Genomic DNA, 15,769 nt, shown 5'->3' with positions numbered 1-15,769 from the left:
AGACGAGCAGTTATTAGTTTTCCCCCTGTGTCTGACGCTCGTCTGACGTGTTGAGTGCCAGTTTCGACGGCTGACACGCCAGTGTTCACAGCGTATATCGACGTATACGCTCGCGCTGGAACCGTTCTGGGTCGATCTCTTCCCCATCGATTTCGACTGACTCGCCCGAGGCGAGCTGCCCGAACTTCGGCCCCTCCGGGATGCCAGCAGTTCGCGCGAGGTCCGGGTCGAACGCCGTCTCGCGGGCGACGAGTTCGTCCGCAGTCCACTCGACAGTGTCGAAGCGCCGTTCGAGGATTTCGACGAGTGGGTCGACGACCGTTTGCAGGTCCGTCGTCGCCGGACAGACGATCGGGCCGGTGAGGACGGTTCCGTTCTGTTCGGTCGCGTACGCGATGGACTGCCGTTCGACAGTTTCGCGCAGCGCCTTGCTATCGACGCCGCGGACGTCCGAAACAAGCTCATCAGGGAGATCGACAACCGTCCACTCGCCGTCGTATCCGGGTGCAAGCTCTCCGAACCTGAGACCGTCGTCGACCGGCCGGACAGCGTCTTCCAGCGTCTCGACGAGGCCAAGGTCGACACCGGTCGTCTCCTGCACGAACGTCTCACTGACGACACGGTAGCCCAGCGACTCGATAGCTGCCTCGAGATCCGGCCGGTCGCCCTCCATGAGGGCGTAGTCGGCCGCGCTGGCCCGGAAGGCCCGTTCGAGGACGGTATCGCGCTCCTCGTCGCTGTCAGCCCACTCCGCCAGTGCGTCCAGCGACCAGTTGGCGGCGATATGTCCGACCGCCCAGTCCGTCTCGCGGACGACGCGCTCGAACCGCGGCGCGTAGTGGCCGCCGCCGACACCGAGGAGGTGGCGGCGCGTCCCGTTCTCTCGTGGCTTGTCGGCCGGTCCGTCGGCGAGGTCCAGTATCGCCCTCGCGGCGGCCTCGGCAGCGTCTGGGTCCTCCCACTGTGGCTCCGCGCTGCCAACCTCGACAAACATCGACGGGACGCCGACCGCCGTCGGACCGTGGTGCGTACACTCTATCCCGACTTCGTAGTCCGACGGAGCGTGGCGCTGGAGCGCCGACACCACGGCCTTGTGAGCACCGGGACAGGCGCGGGCGAACTGCCCGTCTTCGCCGCCGTACTCCGCGACGCCGAAGTTCCCAGTGTGGTGAGCCGTCAGGAGTTCGTCCGTCTCGCCAGCGTGCTTTGAAGCGAACACCAGCAGGTCTAGGTCGTCGAACGCCGACGCGACGTTTTCGATGTCCAGATGTAACGCCTCGAACTCGCGGAGTTCCACGCTGTCTGTTCGGAACACCGTGCCACCGCCCTCGGCGTCGGGCTGCGTTTCGTCGACGCTTGTTTCCCAGTTACGCAGAGAACGCAGGTGTTCGCCGATGTGAGCCGACGCCGAGTCAGCGTGTGAGACGACGATTCCAAGCATCAGTCCGCGTTCTCCAGATTGACCGGTTCACGGCCCATTGCGGTCCGGACGGCGTCACCAGCCAGTCCGAACAGGTGTTTCAGCGCCTCGCGGCGCTGGACGAACAGTCCGGCCCCGACGATGACGTACAGCCCTGTGTACGCTAGCAGGAGGTCGTGACTCGATATCGGCACAGCGATGAGATCCCTGATGATAGCGAACTCCAAAATCACCTGCGAGATGAACAGCACGAACAGCCCGACGGCTTCGCGGATACTGATCTCGAAGTTGACCAGAATGGCGAGCGCGAAGAAGGACTGAGCCGCTGTAATCCAGATCTCCGCGCCCTGTCTGGCGTCGAACGGCAGGACACCGTACCCGCCAAGGGCGATGGAGTACACCACTGCGATGGTCCCGATGAGCAGCGTCCACTGATTGAGTTTCGAGGAGATGAGGGCGTTGAACCCGGCCGTCGACCGGGCTTTGTTGACTAGCACGGCGACGACGATGAGTTCGGGCGATTCGCTGGCCAGCGGAGCAACCCACTGGATCATGAAGAATTCGGGGATGCCATTCGCGACACCGATCTCTTCGAGGCCGTGGGCGAACGGCTCGACCGCCGTGAAGATCATCGCACCGGAGTAGCCAAACAGCACTAGGACGACGAGCGGCCGCCACGGCAGCGACCACTCCTGGAAGTACTTCGGGACGCCGACGGTGTGCTCGCTGTGTTCGATGTCGGACTTGAGTACGAGGCCGATGTACGCGACGTAGAGGCCGACCAGAAACAGCGTATCGAAAATACCAATACCGCCACCGAGGGGGACGAGAAACGCCCACATCGTCGCCAGAAAGAGGAAGGAAATCTCGGTCGCGATGTCTGTGTCCAACTGGACGGCGTCTTTCAGGAAGCCGTCGCGTTTCGTGACTGCGGGGTCCCGCGTCTTTGCGGCCCGCAAGACCGTGAACACGGCGATGCCGGCCCAGCCGATACCGATGAGGATGCGGTTCGCGCCGGTCATGTTCGCGATCGCGAGGTTCGCGTCGTGACAGGCACGAGCGAGCCCCCCGCTCGCGGACTCGATTTCTGCCGCCGTGAACTGGCGACAGGCTTCCGTTGTCGCACCACCAGCCCCGGCGTTCCAGGCGTACAGCGCGTCGACGGCGTATTCGGGAGCCACGGCGAGGATAGCGAGAACAGCGATAGCGAACGCCCTCGGTACGTCTTTCTCTGCGGTTTCAGCGCCCCAGGCCAGCAGGAACGACGCCCCGAGGACGGCGAGCCCACTGACCGCGACGGTGGTCACGTTCCCGACCGCAATGCCGGAGATAAATAGGTAAATCCAGCCGACAGTCAGGGCCAGCGCGACTGCGACTTGCATCAGTGGATGGCGAAAACGACTCACTGTCGGAAGTGTGGCTGGGTTCGGCTGAAAAGCTTGCGAAAGTGTCGGCCCGAGCCGTGCTTCCCACAGAGCGTGGCGTTGATACGACCGGGGCGCGCTGGCGTTGGTATGGACGTTTACGGACTCATCGGGAACCCCGTCGGGCACTCGCTGTCACCGCCGATGCACGAGGCGGGCTACGAGGCACTGGGGCTAGATGCACGCTACGTCACGTTCGAACCAGCGGCGGATTCTGGTGCCGAAGCCATCGAAGCGGCTGAGACGCTCGGGATCGACGGCCTCAACGTCACGATCCCGTTCAAACAGGACGTGCTAGACGCTGTCGACCCCGCACCACTCGCCGAACGCATCGGCGCGGTCAACACCGTCGACTTCGACGGCGGGACGCCGACGGGCTACAACACCGACGCGGTTGGTGCGGTCAGAGCGCTAGAGCACCACGACGTATCGCTATCGGGCACGGCGGTCGTTGTCGGGGCCGGCGGTGCGGGGCGAGCGGTCGCGTTCGGTCTCGCCGACGAGGGGCTGTCGGTGCGGATCGCGAACCGGACCGAGTCTAAAGCCGACGCGCTCGCCGATGAAGTCCCGGACGCCTCCGGCCACGGGCTCAACTCGCTCCCCGACCTGCTTGCGGACGCCGACGTCCTCGTCAACTGCACCAGCGTCGGCATGGAAGAAGATACGACACCGGTCCCCGCTGACGCGTTGCACGGTGACCTCGCGGTGCTCGATGCGGTGTACACGCCGATCGAGACCCGTCTGCTACAGGACGCGGCGGCCGCGGGCGCAACGACAGTCGACGGTGCGTGGATGCTCCTGTATCAAGGGGTCGAAGCGTTCGAACGCTGGACTGGCGAAGATGCGCCAGTGGACCGGATGAACGACCAGTTGCGCGACCACCTGTAGCGGAGCGGTCACCAGCAAGAGATTTGTGTGGGGGATAAATACGTTCATGTATGGGTCTGCTTCAGAAATTGAAATCCGCCCTCGGGCTTGACGGGACTGGGTCATCCACGTCGGGAGCTAATCGCGACGTGGACGTGACCGTCGAGCGAGAGCCCTCTACTGAAGACGAAGACGCTGTGAAAGGGACAAACACCGCGACGACTACCGAGACCCACACATCCGATACCGCGGCTGGGGACGGTACTGAATCAGGGGATGGGAGTGCGACGCCCGCTCACACGAATGAGTCGGAGACTGCCGCGTCACCGGCCACCACTGATGACGAATCGACATCTTCGGCCGATGATTCTTCTATGGACTCCGAGACAGAAACGGTGGCCGACGACGAAGCCGGCGACTCGGAGGCCACCGCTGACGAGGACCCGGCCGAGGCCGATGCGGAGCCAGCCGAATCCAACGATGACTCGACCGATGTCGAGGAGGGGAGCACCGCCCCTGTCACAGACATCAAGGGCATTGGTCCCGCCTACGCTGACCGGCTCGCCGATATCGGTATCAAGACGGTGGGCGAGCTGGCCGTCGCGGATGCAGCAGACATCGCCGCAGACACTGACCTCTCCGAGAGCCGTGTTTCGGGCTGGGTCGAGCGAGCCGAAGACTTCTGAGACCGTTGACGTTCCGTCTTTGTGCACCGAACCGCAAGGGAATTAGTCGCCGCACTGTTTTCGTTCGGTAATGCAATCGGTCGAAACCGACCGGACTACGTTCACCGACCTCGCAGCCGATGCGCCCTCAGAAGCGCGCGTCCCTGTCGAGGTTCGAGTGGACGTCGATGACCCGTTTCTCGCTTATCGTCGGGCGCGCGACGAAACCGGCGGTGTGTATCTGGCGACGACCGGCGGCCAGTCTGGGTGGGGCTACTTCGGGACCGCTCCGGCGGACTTCCGCGAGGTCGATCCGAGAGCGGGTGACACCCTCGCCGCGCTGACCGAGTTTCTCGACGGCGAGCGACTGGTCCGCGGTGACTGCGACGTGCCGTATCCGTGCGGAGCCGTCGGCTGGCTCTCCTACGACGTGGCACGGGAACTGGAGTCACTGCCCGACAGCGCTGACGCTGACCGTGCACTCCCGAACCTGCAGATAGCTCGCTACGACCGCTTCGCCGCCTGGGCGGAACCCCGCGGTGAATCGGTGACGCTACGCGTGACAGCCTGCCCGCGGGTCGGCGACTTCGAGACGCCCGAACTGGCCTATGAGTTCGGTAAACAGCACGCCGTTGACCTCGCACGGGCGGCGGTGCAGGGTGACCCCACCGTCGACGACCCGCCGGTCGAGACTGATGAAGCGACCTTCGAGAGCGACTGCACGCGCGAGTCGTTTGCTGATCGGGTCCGAACGGTCAAGCAGTACATCCGCGACGGCGACACGTTCCAGGCGAACGTCTCGCAACGCCTGCGCGCACCCGCCGCAGTCCACCCGGTCGAGGCCTTCGACGCACTTCGAACTGTGAATCCCGCACCGTATTCGGCCCTGCTTGAGTTCCCCGGCGTCGACCTCGTCAGCGCCAGCCCGGAACTCCTCCTGCACCGCGACGGTGACCGGATCGAGACCGAACCCATCGCCGGTACCAGACCGCGTGGCGAGACGCCCGATGCCGACGACCGACTGGAAAGGGATCTGCTTGACGACGAGAAGGAGCGCGCCGAACACGCGATGCTCGTCGATCTGGAACGCAACGACCTCGGGAAAGTGAGTAAATTCGGGAGCATCGAGGTGTCGGACTACCGCCGCGTCGACCGCTACTCAGAGGTGATGCATCTCGTCTCGGTCGTCGAGGGCCGACTCCGCGACGGCGCGTCCCTGCAGGACGCCATCGGCGCGGTATTCCCCGGCGGCACCATCACTGGTGCGCCCAAACCCCGGACGATGGAGATTATCGACGAGGTCGAGGCCACGCGACGGGGACCCTACACCGGCTCTATCGGCCTGTTCGGCTTCGACGGCAGAGCGACGCTGAACATTGTCATCAGGACTCTGGTCCGGTACGCCGAGGAGTACCACCTCCGCGTCGGTGCCGGCGTGGTCCACGATTCGGACCCCGACAGCGAGTATCAGGAGACGCTGGACAAGGGCCGCGCGCTCGTCCACGCCGTCGACGATGCGCTGGGGCGGCGCGTCGACCTGGCGATGGAGGGCGAGAGATGAGCGGCCATTTTGACAGCGGTGGTAGCGGCGATAGCGGCACCGACGCCGCGGGCGGTCCGGCGACAGATTCGCTGGCGCCGACCGTGCTGGTCGTCGATAACTACGACTCCTTCGCGTACAACCTCGTCCAGTACGTCGGCGAAGTGGTCCTCCGCCTCGGCGGGACCGAGGACGACGTAGTTGTGCGGCGCAACGACGCTATCGATATCGAGGACATCCGGGAGATGGACCCCGACGGTATCGTCGTCTCACCGGGACCGGGGACGCCCGAGGAGGCGGGCGTCTCAATGCCGATATTCGAGGAGCTGGAATACCCGACACTGGGTGTCTGTCTCGGCCATCAGGCGCTGTGTGCGGCCAACGGCGCACCCGTCGGCCACGCCGAGGCGGTTGTCCACGGCAAGTCTTCGTCGGTCACCCACGACGGCACAGGTGTGTTCGAAGACATCTCGGACCCGTTCGACGTCGGCCGGTACCACTCGCTTGCGGTCGACCGCGAGCACCTCCCCGACGTGCTGACCGAAACGGCATACACTGTCAGCGACGACGACGCTGGGGCCGCTGCGGTACCGGAGTCAGCCGATGCTGCCACCGCCGACGGCACGGACGAGTCGCAGGTCGTCATGGGCGTCCGCCACAACGACCGCCCACACATCGGCGTCCAGTTCCATCCCGAAAGCATCCTGACTGATCACGGTAAGACCATGATCGAGAACTTCTGCCTGCTATGCAATACCACGTAAACGGGACGCTCGTCCCCGAGGACGAGGCGACGGTGTCAGTGCGCGACCGCGGGTTTATCTACGGCGACGCGGCGTTCGAAACGCTCCGGGCCTACGGCGGCGAGCCGTTCCGGTGGGACGCCCACCGCGACCGTCTCCAGCGGACGGCCGAGACGCTGGGCTTCGCCGACGCCGTGCCCGAGGACCTCCGGGAGCGTGTCGATGAGACGCTCACGGCTAACGACTTGGAGGAGGCGTACGTCCGGCTATCTGTCACGCGGGGCGTCCAGCCCGGGAAGCTCACGCCGGGGAGCGACGTCGACCCGACTGTCGTCGTCATATGCAAGGGACTGCCACGGGGCGGCCTTGACGGCGAGCGTGTCTGGGACGAACCGGCGTCGGTCCAGACGGTCAGGACCCGGCGGATTCCCAGCGAGGCCGTCCCGGCGGACGCGAAGACGCACAACTACCTCAACGGGATTCTCGGCCGGCTGGAACTCCGGAAAGCCGCCGCCGGCGGCGAACCAGCCGACGAGTGTCTCATCCGGGACACGGATGGGAATCTGGCCGAAGGAGCGACGAGCAACCTCTTTTTCGTCACGGACAACGGTCTCCGGACGCCGAGTACGGACCTCGATCTGCTACCGGGGGTCACCCGCGACGTGGTGATGGACATCGCTCGCGGCGAGGACTTCCCCGTCGAAACGGGCCACTACTCGCGCGATGCCCTTCGCGACGCCGACGAGGCGTTTCTCACAAACTCGACGTGGGAGATCCGGCCGATCGAGACCGTCGACGGCATCTCCGTCGGGAGCGGGCCGATGACGAAGCTCCTCCAGCGACTGTTCGACGAGCGCATCGAGGAGCAACAGTACTGATTGCACTGAAGGGGTAGAAAGCAAGCCAGCGTGGATCGCTGGCGTGCTAGCTGACTGGTGCCCGTGTCCGCTGCCTACTCGGGTGCGTAGCAGACCCAACTTGTTGCGGGAACGGTGATCTGCACCCAGCTGTCACCGTTGGTCGAGACGTTGCCCGCGTTGCCGCTGTAATCGTTGAGTGCCTGGTTCGTCCAGCTTGTGGGGACCCACTTGCTCCGCTGGCCGCTCGCACGGTTCAGGCCGACGAGGAGGTTCCCTTTGCGCTCGTAGACGTACAGGTCCTGATCGACGTGACGGGTCTGAGCGTCGCCGCTTGCGAGGTTGTTCCGGATCCAGAGGAGGTTCCGGATGTCGTCGTCGTCGACACTGATACGGTTGCTGTACACCCGTGGATACCCCTCGTATGTGAGGATGTAGGCGTACGCGAGTTTCTCGTAGTCCGGCGGCCCGCTGTCGTGGTTTGAAACGAACGTGAACGCCTGGAACGGCGACTGATTCACCATGCCGGCGCCGTCGAGCGCCTGCATATCGCCGCCGCTGTGGAACGTCTCCTCTTTCATCGTGTAATAGAGTGGGTAGTCAGTGACGGACATCCCCGTGTCAGCGTACCCCTGGCAGACGCTGACATCGCCGTCGAGCACCTCACCCACTGTCCAGAGATCGAGGTCGTCGGCCCACTGGTTCGCGTAGTCGGCGAAGAACGACTCGGGGACGTGTTTGGCTGCGTCCCAGCGAATGCCGTCGACACCGAGGTCCGCGTACTTCTGGACGTAGTTCTGTAACTCGCCGCGGACGTATTCGGACGTCTGTTTCAGGTCTTTCAGTCCGACGAGCCAGTCGTCCTCGACCGACTCTGGATCGTCGTAGTTAATGTCGTCTTTCGGGTGGAAGTCGCGTTCGCTGAACCGGGGGAGGTCCTCGAACGTAATGCCCGGCGCGTCCCGGAAGTCGTCGTTTGCAGCCATGTGGTTGATGACTGCGTCGACGACGACGTCGAGGCCCTGATTGTGGGCCTCCTGAACCATCGCCTCGTACTCGGGCTCTGTGCCGAACACGCTGTTGAAATCCGTCAGGTCGACGGGCTGGTACCCCAGCGGCGGGTCGGTGACACCGTTTTGATGGTTCCGATCGAGGCGGCTCCGATGGGCCGGTGGAACCTGAATTGCATCGTAGCCCTGTTGTGCGACTGTTTCCAGCGTCGCTGTGACTTCTGTCCAGTCTGTGTGGTAGTACTGGTACACCGCGCTATCACCGACGGCGGCGCTACTGCCGACCGATGTGGCGGTACCGAATACTGCAGCACCGAGCGCGCCAATCCCTTTCAGCACAGTTCGCCGAGACGCTCGGCCACTGCCGGTTATTTGGGTTCTGTTCATCTGGAATCGAAGGTCTGTCTCATGTTATCTATCATGTACATCTGCAAAGAATGATGAAACACTACATCATAATAAATAGTCGGTAGTGATAGTAGGATTATGTGTCAGAGTTCGAGAGGACCTGAATGCTAATCAGGGAAAGAATCGTCGACAGAGCCGCTATCTATACTCACTTCCGACCCTCGATATATACAGCGTTGGGAACGTATTTCTTATTTGATTGCTTAATTGCAAACTCACTCTGTATCGAGACGGCTCGTTCACCACGTCTTCGCGCTCTACACCGCCAATAGCGAGACGCAACTCAGAACCCACCGTGCCAGTGGACATCAGAATCCCGACGAGTGGTCCGAATCCGGGACCCGCTTGGTGGCCGTTCACGGCTTTGGCGACTTGATTCCCACCACAACGGTCTGCGGAGCTACGTTCCGCGCTACTCGCCGTGACCGGCGGTTTGAAACGGCTTACATCCTTACGGATGCGTAGTATGGACGAGGACAGCCGTATCGTCGCACTGGACGAGGTACCTGATGACGGAACATTTCTGTTCACTGTTCGCGACGGGTTCGACACCAAGGAAGCGATTATTGTCGAGTTGTCAGATGCAGTCGTCGCGTTCGAGAACTACTGTCCCCACTGGACGGATGTCCGATTGGACAAGGGCAGTGGAGCGACGATCCGCAACGGAGAACTGGTGTGTGAGAAACACGGGGCGACGTTTGCATCCGATTCGGGGCTGTGTAACTACGGTCCCTGCGAAGGGGCGGTTCTGGAGGAAGTCGCTATCACCACCGAGGACGGTGATGTCTACCTGACCGACGAGCGCTACGAGTTCGAAAACCAGGGGCCGTCCGGCGACCACGACCTTTCATCACGCGGTCGCATCGGCTTCTCCGGAAACTGAACGCACAGAATCGGTGCCGCCGAGAGTCGTGCCTGTATCAGCTGATTCGGTACGCCGGCTCCGAGACGGCCTCGCATTTGCACTCCGGACACCGGCTCGGTCGGTTCGTCAGGTCATCGAAGTCCGTGAAGCCGCACTCCTCGCACTCGGGTGGGGCAACGAGGAGCTGTTCGTCGGTCGATTCCAGAGATTTCGAGATGTGCTCTACGTGTGTGAGCGCGTCGCTGGTCTGTATCTCGAACTCGTTCGCGATTGTCCCGGCGGCCATCGCTTCGTCGCGTAGTTGGTCAGCGATGCGCTGGCGCGTCGTCCGACTTGCCTCGCGCATGGGAGAAGTTGGCATCCGATTGTTATAGGCTTTGTTCTGTTCTTGTGGCACCACCGTCGCCGTCTCCCGGCCAGTTCCCCCATCCGCCACGTTCCTCCATCCGCCACGATACTTTATCACCGACGGCGGTGAACAGCGACACCAACCGATGTTCGATAGTATCCTCGTGCCGACCGACGGCAGCCCCGGTTCCGAGCGCGCGTTTGAGGCCGCCGCGACGCTCGCAAGAACACACGACACCACCGTTCACGTCCTTTCGGTCGTTGACGAGCACGGACCCACGGACGACTGGGATTACGACGGCGACTCCCCAGCAGCGGCCTTCATAGAATCCCAGGCTAACCACGTCGACACCGAGGACCTGTCCGTCACCGCCGCGGTCCGCGAGGGAGTCGTCCACGACGCGGTTCTCGACTACGCCGACGAGACCGACATCAATCTCATCGTCATGGGGACCCACGGTCGAACTGGGGTCCGGCGGTTCCTCCTGGGCAGCGTTACCGAAAAGGTCGTCCGCCTCGCCGACGTGCCAGTCCTCTCGGTCAAAGCCGACGCGGAGCCGGGCACCGTTTCGTTCGACGACATTCTGCTCCCAACCGACGGCAGTAGCGGCGCGGAGGCAGCGATTGAACCGGCGGGCGCGCTCGCAAGCGTAACCGATGCCACCGTCCATCTCGTTTCGGTCGTTGACACGCGGTCGCTCGGTGTCGATGTCGGATCGAGCGTTATCGTCGACGAGCTGGAGTCAGTTGCGACGGATGCAGTCGAGAATACGTCCGACCGACTCTCCGAGATGGGGGTCGAAACCGTCGAGACAGCTATCGCGCACGGCGTCCCGTATCGGGCTATCCTCGACGCTATTGAGGAAGCTGATGCCGACCTCGTCATCATCGGAACTCACGGCCGTACCGGCATCGACCGCTACCTACTGGGCAGCGTTGCGGAAAAGCTGGTCCGAACCTCGCCGGTGCCGGTGATGACTGTTCGAGCGTCGGACGCCGGTGAGGAGCAATAACGCCGCTACCAGCGGTCTATCGTAGGGACGGCCAGCCGATAAGACAGCGCCCGAACGGCGCTCGACCGACCTATCCGAAGTTCTCGACCTTCGCGTCGTCAGTGTTGACCCCAGCAGCTTCCAGCGCTTCCGTGGCGGCGTCGAGGAAGTCCGCGAAGCCGTAAATGAACACCTGCCCGCCGTCCTCGACGGCGTCGGCGACTGGCTCGGTCAGGGACTCCTCGCTGCCGATGACCGCGACGAGCGCTCCGGCCTCAGCGAGCGCGTCCAGCCGCTCCTCGTGGACCGGTGCATCGTCCTGATACACGACTGCGGCCTCGTTGCCGTCGTCCAGCGCGCGCTCGGCGATACCGACGGCCGGACCGACACCGGGACCCCCGGCAAGAACGACAGCGCGGCTCTCGCCTTCGTAGTAATCTGACCCGAACGGCCCGGCGATGCGGACGCCGTCGCCCGCTTCGAGCGCGCCGAGCTGGGGGGCCAGCTCGCCGTCGGGGTCGATACCGACAGTGATCTCGAACGCCCCCTCGACTGTCGGCGAAGAAATCGTGTAGAACCGCGAGACGTCCTCCCCCTCAACGGGTAGCGTCAGCTTGACGAACTGACCTGGCTGTGCGTCGAAGGCGTCCGGTGTCTCGAAGTCGATCGCCACGGTACCCGGTCCGACATCTCGGACGGCAACCACGTCGAGGACTCGTTCATCCATACTCGGGAGTTACCGTGACCGGGCAAGGGGGTTACGGTCGCGGAGTTTCACGTTCGCCGGCATCGATTGCCGGTGTTTTCCCACATACGGTGTATTATGCCGGTATCCGCTCGAAACTACACCGGTATTCACTCGAATGCGAGTAGTGCGCGCGCGGGCGGTTACGGAAGGCTTTTCCTACCACGCTGGCTACCCGAGGGATATAATGCCAGAGGACCTGAACTGGGCCATCGGCGGCGAAGCCGGCGATGGAATCGACTCCACCGGGAAGATTTTCGCGCAGGCACTCTCCCGGGCTGGTCGACACGTCTTCACCTCAAAGGACTTCGCCTCCCGCATCCGTGGCGGGTACACTGCCTACAAGGTACGGACGTCAGTCGACCGCGTCGAGAGTGTCGTTGACCGCCTCGACATCCTTATCGCACTCACAGAGCGCACCATCCACGAGAACGAGGACGAGCTCCACGAGGACTCCGTCATCATCTACGACGGTGAGCGCTCGACGATGCAGGACGTGGAGGTTCCCGGCGACGCGACGGCACTCGAAGTACCGCTGAAACGACTCGCCGAGGACGCGGGTGGGGCCATCATGCTCAACGTCGTCGCCCTCGGCGCGGCGTGTGAGGTCACCGGCTTCCCCATCGAGAACCTCGACGAAAGCCTCGAAAAGCGCTTCGGCGACAAGGGCGAGGCCATCGTCGAGAACAACAAGGAAGCCGCCCGGAAGGGCCAGCACTACGTCCAGGAGGAGTACGGCGAGTTCGACTACGACATGGAGACCACCGACGAGGACTACGTGCTCCTCAACGGCGACGAGGCCATCGGCATGGGCGCTATCGCCGCCGGCTGTCGGTTCTACGCTGGCTATCCCATCACGCCGGCGACGGACGTGATGGAGTACATGACCGGCCGCGTCGACCAGTTCGGCGGGAAGGTCGTCCAGGCCGAGGACGAACTCTCAGCCATCAACATGGCACTTGGCGCGGCCCGCGCCGGTGCCCGAGCCATGACCGCCACGTCCGGGCCGGGTATCGACCTGATGACCGAGACGTTCGGACTGGTCGCCACCAGCGAGACGCCGCTGGTTATCTGTGACGTGATGCGCTCCGGTCCCTCGACCGGGATGCCGACCAAGCAGGAACAGGGCGATCTCAACATGACGCTGTACGGCGGCCACGGCGAGATTCCGCGGTTCGTCGTCGCGCCGACGACCGTCTCCGAGTGCTTCTGGAAGACCGTCGAGGCGTTCAACCTCGCCGAGAAGTACCAGACCCCGGTTTTCCTCGTCTCGGACCTCGCAATGGCCGTGACGGAACAAACCTTCTCCCCCGAGACCTTCGACATGGACGAGGTCGAAATCGACCGCGGAAAGGTCGTCGACGAGAATGAAATCGATACCTGGCTGGACGAGAAGGGGCGCTTCCAGGCCCACTTCGCGGCCGCCGACGGCATCTCGCCCCGAGCGTTCCCCGGGACGACTGACGGCGCACACATGACGACCGGCCTCGAGCACGACGAACTCGGTCGTCGGACCGAGGACACGGACGTGCGCATCGAGCAGGTCGACAAGCGCCAGCGGAAAGTCGAAACCGCCCGCGAACAGGAGGACTTCGACTACCGCGAGTTCGGCGACCCCGACGCGGACACGCTCGTCATCTCCTGGGGCTCCAACGAAGGAGCCCTGCGCGAGGGACTGACGCTGCTGGAGGAGGACGGCTACGACGTGCGGTTCCTCTCGGTGCCGTACATTTTCCCACGGCCGGACCTCTCCGAAGAGATCGAAGCCGCAGAGGACGTCATCGTCGTCGAGTGTAACGCCACCGGCCAGTTCGCGGACGTCATCGAGCACGACGTCCTCGAACGGGTACAGCGCATCAACAAGTACAACGGCGTGCGGTTCAAAGCAGACGAACTGGCGACAGAGATCAAGCAGACGCTTGACACACCCGCGGAGGCAACACAATGAGTTCCGACGTTCGCTTCACAGACTTCAAATCCGACAAGCAACCGACCTGGTGTCCCGGCTGCGGTGACTTCGGGACGATGAACGGCATGATGAAGGCGCTGGCAGAGACGGGCAACGACCCGGACAACACCTTCATCGTCGCCGGTATCGGCTGTTCCGGCAAGATCGGGACGTATATGCACAGCTACGCCCTGCACGGCGTCCACGGCCGCGCCCTGCCGGTGGGCATCGGCGTGAAGATGGCCAACCCGGACCTCGAAGTGATGGTCTCGGGCGGCGATGGTGACGGGTACTCCATCGGTGCCGGCCACTTCATCCACGCCGTTCGCCGGAACGTCGACATGAGCTACGTCGTGATGGACAACCGCATCTACGGCCTCACAAAAGGCCAGGCCTCGCCGACCTCGCGCGAGGATTTCGAAACCTCGACCTCGCCCGACGGGCCGAACCAGCCGCCGGTCAACCCGAAGGCGCTGGCACTGGCCTCCGGTGCGACGTTCATCGCGCAGTCGTTCTCCTCAAACGCGCAGCGACACGCCGAGATCGTCCAGAAGGCCGTCGAACACGACGGCTTCGGCTTCGTGAACGTCTACTCGCCGTGTGTGACGTTCAACGACGTGGACACCTACGACTACTTCCGCGACGCCATCGTGGACCTCGACGAGACCGACCACGACCCGTCGGACCGCGACCAGGCCAAGGACAAGATCCTCGAAAGCGAGAAGGAGTACATGGGCGTCCTGTATCAGGATGAAGATTCCGTTCCATTCGAGGAGCGTGAGGGCGTCGAGGGCTCGATGGCCGAGATTCCGGACGGTGCGCCCGAGGGCGCGATGGACCTCGTCCGCGAGTTCTACTAGACCACCTTTTTCAGCGTCGCCTTTCCTTGCGCGCTCACAGAGCGCGCTGTGGGAAGGCTCCTCGAAAAACGTGGGCGAAAAAGGCCGGAATCGAGGCCGAGCCTCGATTCCGGTGAAACGGCGGCCTGCGGCCGCCGTATGCTACCTGGCGTTTCTGTAGACTCCCCAAACAGGTGTTCTTGATGACACATCCTGGCAACGAATTGTGGCGATCACAACGTTGCTGAATGGGTTTATTTATGACAGGCGAATGATGATTGTACGGAGATGGGTGACACGCTCGACTACGACGAAGCGGAAGCCCGGCAAGAGGAGGCGATATACAGAACGCCGGCCGCAGCGGCGCGTCGGGAGCGAGTCCGGGACCTGCTCGCACCCGAACCAGGCGACACAGTTCTTTCTGTTGGCTGTGGGCCGGGCTTCGAGCCGGCGGAGATCGGCTGGGCGGTCGGCAACGAGGGACACGTTCACGGTATCGACCGGAGCGAACCGATGCTCGAACTCGCCCGAGAACGCTGTGCCCCGCTACCGCAGGTAACTCTATCACAGGGGGACGCCGATGGCCTTCCGGTGGCCGACGAATCTGTTGACGGGGCTGTTGCGGTGCAGGTGTTCGAGTACCTCGAAACAGTTGCATCGGCGGTTTCGGAACTGAATCGAGTCCTCCAGCCCGGCGGGTCCGCTGTTGTCTGTGACGCCGACTTTGCTTCGCTGGTCTGGCGCAGTCCCGACCCTGAGCGTATGGCGCACGTTCTCGATGCCTTCGACGACCACTGCCCGCACCCGCGACTGGGCTCCCGTCTGGCTCCGGTTCTCCGAGAGGGTGGGCTGGCGGTCAACCAGGTCGAACCGAACGCCATCGTCAACACTAGCCTTGACGACACCTTCGCGGCTCATCTCATGGCGTTCATCGAGGACTACGCGGCCGAGCACGAAGTCCTCGGGCCAACAGCGGCACAGGCTTGGGCCGATGACCTCCGAGAACAGGCAGCCCATGGGGAGACCTTTTTCAGTTTCACGCAGTACTGCTACCTCGTTCACAAGCCTGCGTAGCGGTCTTAGTGTCCCGACTACAGA

The 15,769-nt window shown here is 63.4% G+C and carries 15 protein-coding genes; 10 read left to right on the top strand and 5 right to left on the bottom strand.

The features are described from left to right. Nucleotides 1–85: 85 nt before the first annotated feature. Both C443_RS05940 and C443_RS05935 read right to left on the bottom strand, forming a co-directional pair. Nucleotides 86–1,441 (bottom strand): D-aminoacyl-tRNA deacylase, encoded by a 1,356-nt coding sequence (locus C443_RS05940; RefSeq protein ID WP_005534673.1) that lies wholly within the window; start codon nucleotides 1,439–1,441, stop codon nucleotides 86–88. Continuing rightward, complete coding sequence (locus tag C443_RS05935) at nucleotides 1,441–2,802, bottom strand: Na+/Ca2+-exchanging protein (RefSeq protein WP_005534671.1); 1,362 nt, start codon at nucleotides 2,800–2,802, stop codon at nucleotides 1,441–1,443. Before C443_RS05935 ends, C443_RS05940 begins: the two co-directional genes overlap by 1 nt. A 132-nt stretch (nucleotides 2,803–2,934) precedes the next feature. Between C443_RS05935 and C443_RS05930 the strand changes: the two genes are divergently transcribed. The 5 genes from C443_RS05930 (at nucleotide 2,935) to C443_RS05910 (ending at nucleotide 7,537) form a co-directional block, all read left to right on the top strand. Beyond that, nucleotides 2,935–3,732 carry a shikimate dehydrogenase gene (locus C443_RS05930; RefSeq protein ID WP_005534669.1) on the top strand — a complete coding sequence of 266 codons (798 nt, stop codon included), beginning with the start codon at nucleotides 2,935–2,937 and terminating at the stop codon, nucleotides 3,730–3,732. A gap of 50 nt (nucleotides 3,733–3,782) precedes the next feature. Continuing rightward, complete coding sequence (locus C443_RS05925; RefSeq protein WP_005534668.1) at nucleotides 3,783–4,397, top strand: helix-hairpin-helix domain-containing protein; 615 nt, start codon at nucleotides 3,783–3,785, stop codon at nucleotides 4,395–4,397. 70 nt (nucleotides 4,398–4,467) lie between these two features. After that, on the top strand, nucleotides 4,468–5,937 hold the full coding sequence (gene pabB, locus C443_RS05920; RefSeq protein ID WP_005534667.1) for an aminodeoxychorismate synthase, component I: 1,470 nt from the start codon (nucleotides 4,468–4,470) through the stop codon (nucleotides 5,935–5,937). Continuing rightward, complete coding sequence (locus C443_RS05915) at nucleotides 5,934–6,680, top strand: anthranilate synthase component II (protein WP_005534664.1); 747 nt, start codon at nucleotides 5,934–5,936, stop codon at nucleotides 6,678–6,680. The genes pabB and C443_RS05915 overlap by 4 nt, the downstream gene beginning before the upstream one ends. Further along, nucleotides 6,665–7,537 carry an aminotransferase class IV gene (locus C443_RS05910; protein ID WP_005534663.1) on the top strand — a complete coding sequence of 291 codons (873 nt, stop codon included), beginning with the start codon at nucleotides 6,665–6,667 and terminating at the stop codon, nucleotides 7,535–7,537. The genes C443_RS05915 and C443_RS05910 overlap by 16 nt, the downstream gene beginning before the upstream one ends. A gap of 74 nt (nucleotides 7,538–7,611) precedes the next feature. Here C443_RS05910 and C443_RS05905 read toward each other — a convergent pair whose 3' ends face one another. Continuing rightward, nucleotides 7,612–8,913 (bottom strand): alpha-amylase domain-containing protein, encoded by a 1,302-nt coding sequence (locus C443_RS05905; RefSeq protein WP_049943923.1) that lies wholly within the window; start codon nucleotides 8,911–8,913, stop codon nucleotides 7,612–7,614. Nucleotides 8,914–9,400: 487 nt separating this feature from the next. On the opposite strand from C443_RS05905, the gene C443_RS05900 reads away from it, so the two are divergent. Further along, nucleotides 9,401–9,817 (top strand): Rieske (2Fe-2S) protein, encoded by a 417-nt coding sequence (locus C443_RS05900; protein ID WP_005534659.1) that lies wholly within the window; start codon nucleotides 9,401–9,403, stop codon nucleotides 9,815–9,817. Between the two features lie 37 nt (nucleotides 9,818–9,854). On the opposite strand, the gene C443_RS05895 is transcribed toward C443_RS05900, so the two are convergent. Continuing rightward, on the bottom strand, nucleotides 9,855–10,145 hold the full coding sequence (locus C443_RS05895) for a transcriptional regulator (RefSeq protein WP_004592932.1): 291 nt from the start codon (nucleotides 10,143–10,145) through the stop codon (nucleotides 9,855–9,857). 148 nt (nucleotides 10,146–10,293) lie between these two features. Here C443_RS05895 and C443_RS05890 point away from each other — a divergent pair, with 148 nt between their 5' ends. Continuing rightward, nucleotides 10,294–11,160, top strand: a complete 867-nt coding sequence (locus C443_RS05890; protein ID WP_005534655.1) for a universal stress protein — start codon at nucleotides 10,294–10,296, stop codon at nucleotides 11,158–11,160. A gap of 70 nt (nucleotides 11,161–11,230) precedes the next feature. Here the strand turns inward: C443_RS05890 and C443_RS05885 are convergent, their stop codons facing one another. Then, entirely contained in the window at nucleotides 11,231–11,866 is a 636-nt protein-coding gene (locus tag C443_RS05885; protein ID WP_005534653.1) for an FAD-dependent oxidoreductase, read from the bottom strand. A 205-nt stretch (nucleotides 11,867–12,071) separates the two neighbouring features. On the opposite strand from C443_RS05885, the gene C443_RS05880 reads away from it, so the two are divergent. From C443_RS05880 to C443_RS05870, 3 genes are all read left to right on the top strand, one after another. Further along, a complete protein-coding gene (locus C443_RS05880; protein WP_005534651.1) occupies nucleotides 12,072–13,832 on the top strand; it encodes a 2-oxoacid:acceptor oxidoreductase subunit alpha in 1,761 nt (586 codons plus the stop codon). Next, nucleotides 13,829–14,692, top strand: coding sequence for a 2-oxoacid:ferredoxin oxidoreductase subunit beta (locus C443_RS05875; protein WP_004517803.1), 864 nt, complete (start codon nucleotides 13,829–13,831; stop codon nucleotides 14,690–14,692). Before C443_RS05880 ends, C443_RS05875 begins: the two co-directional genes overlap by 4 nt. A 267-nt stretch (nucleotides 14,693–14,959) precedes the next feature. Beyond that, nucleotides 14,960–15,745 (top strand): methyltransferase domain-containing protein, encoded by a 786-nt coding sequence (locus C443_RS05870; protein WP_005534649.1) that lies wholly within the window; start codon nucleotides 14,960–14,962, stop codon nucleotides 15,743–15,745. Nucleotides 15,746–15,769: the final 24 nt, after the last annotated feature.

The organism is Haloarcula argentinensis DSM 12282 (assembly GCA_000336895.1).
Lineage (GTDB): Archaea > Halobacteriota > Halobacteria > Halobacteriales > Haloarculaceae > Haloarcula > Haloarcula argentinensis.
Note: the sequence above shows the minus strand (reverse complement) of the source record. Positions and strands in the feature narration are given on the sequence as shown.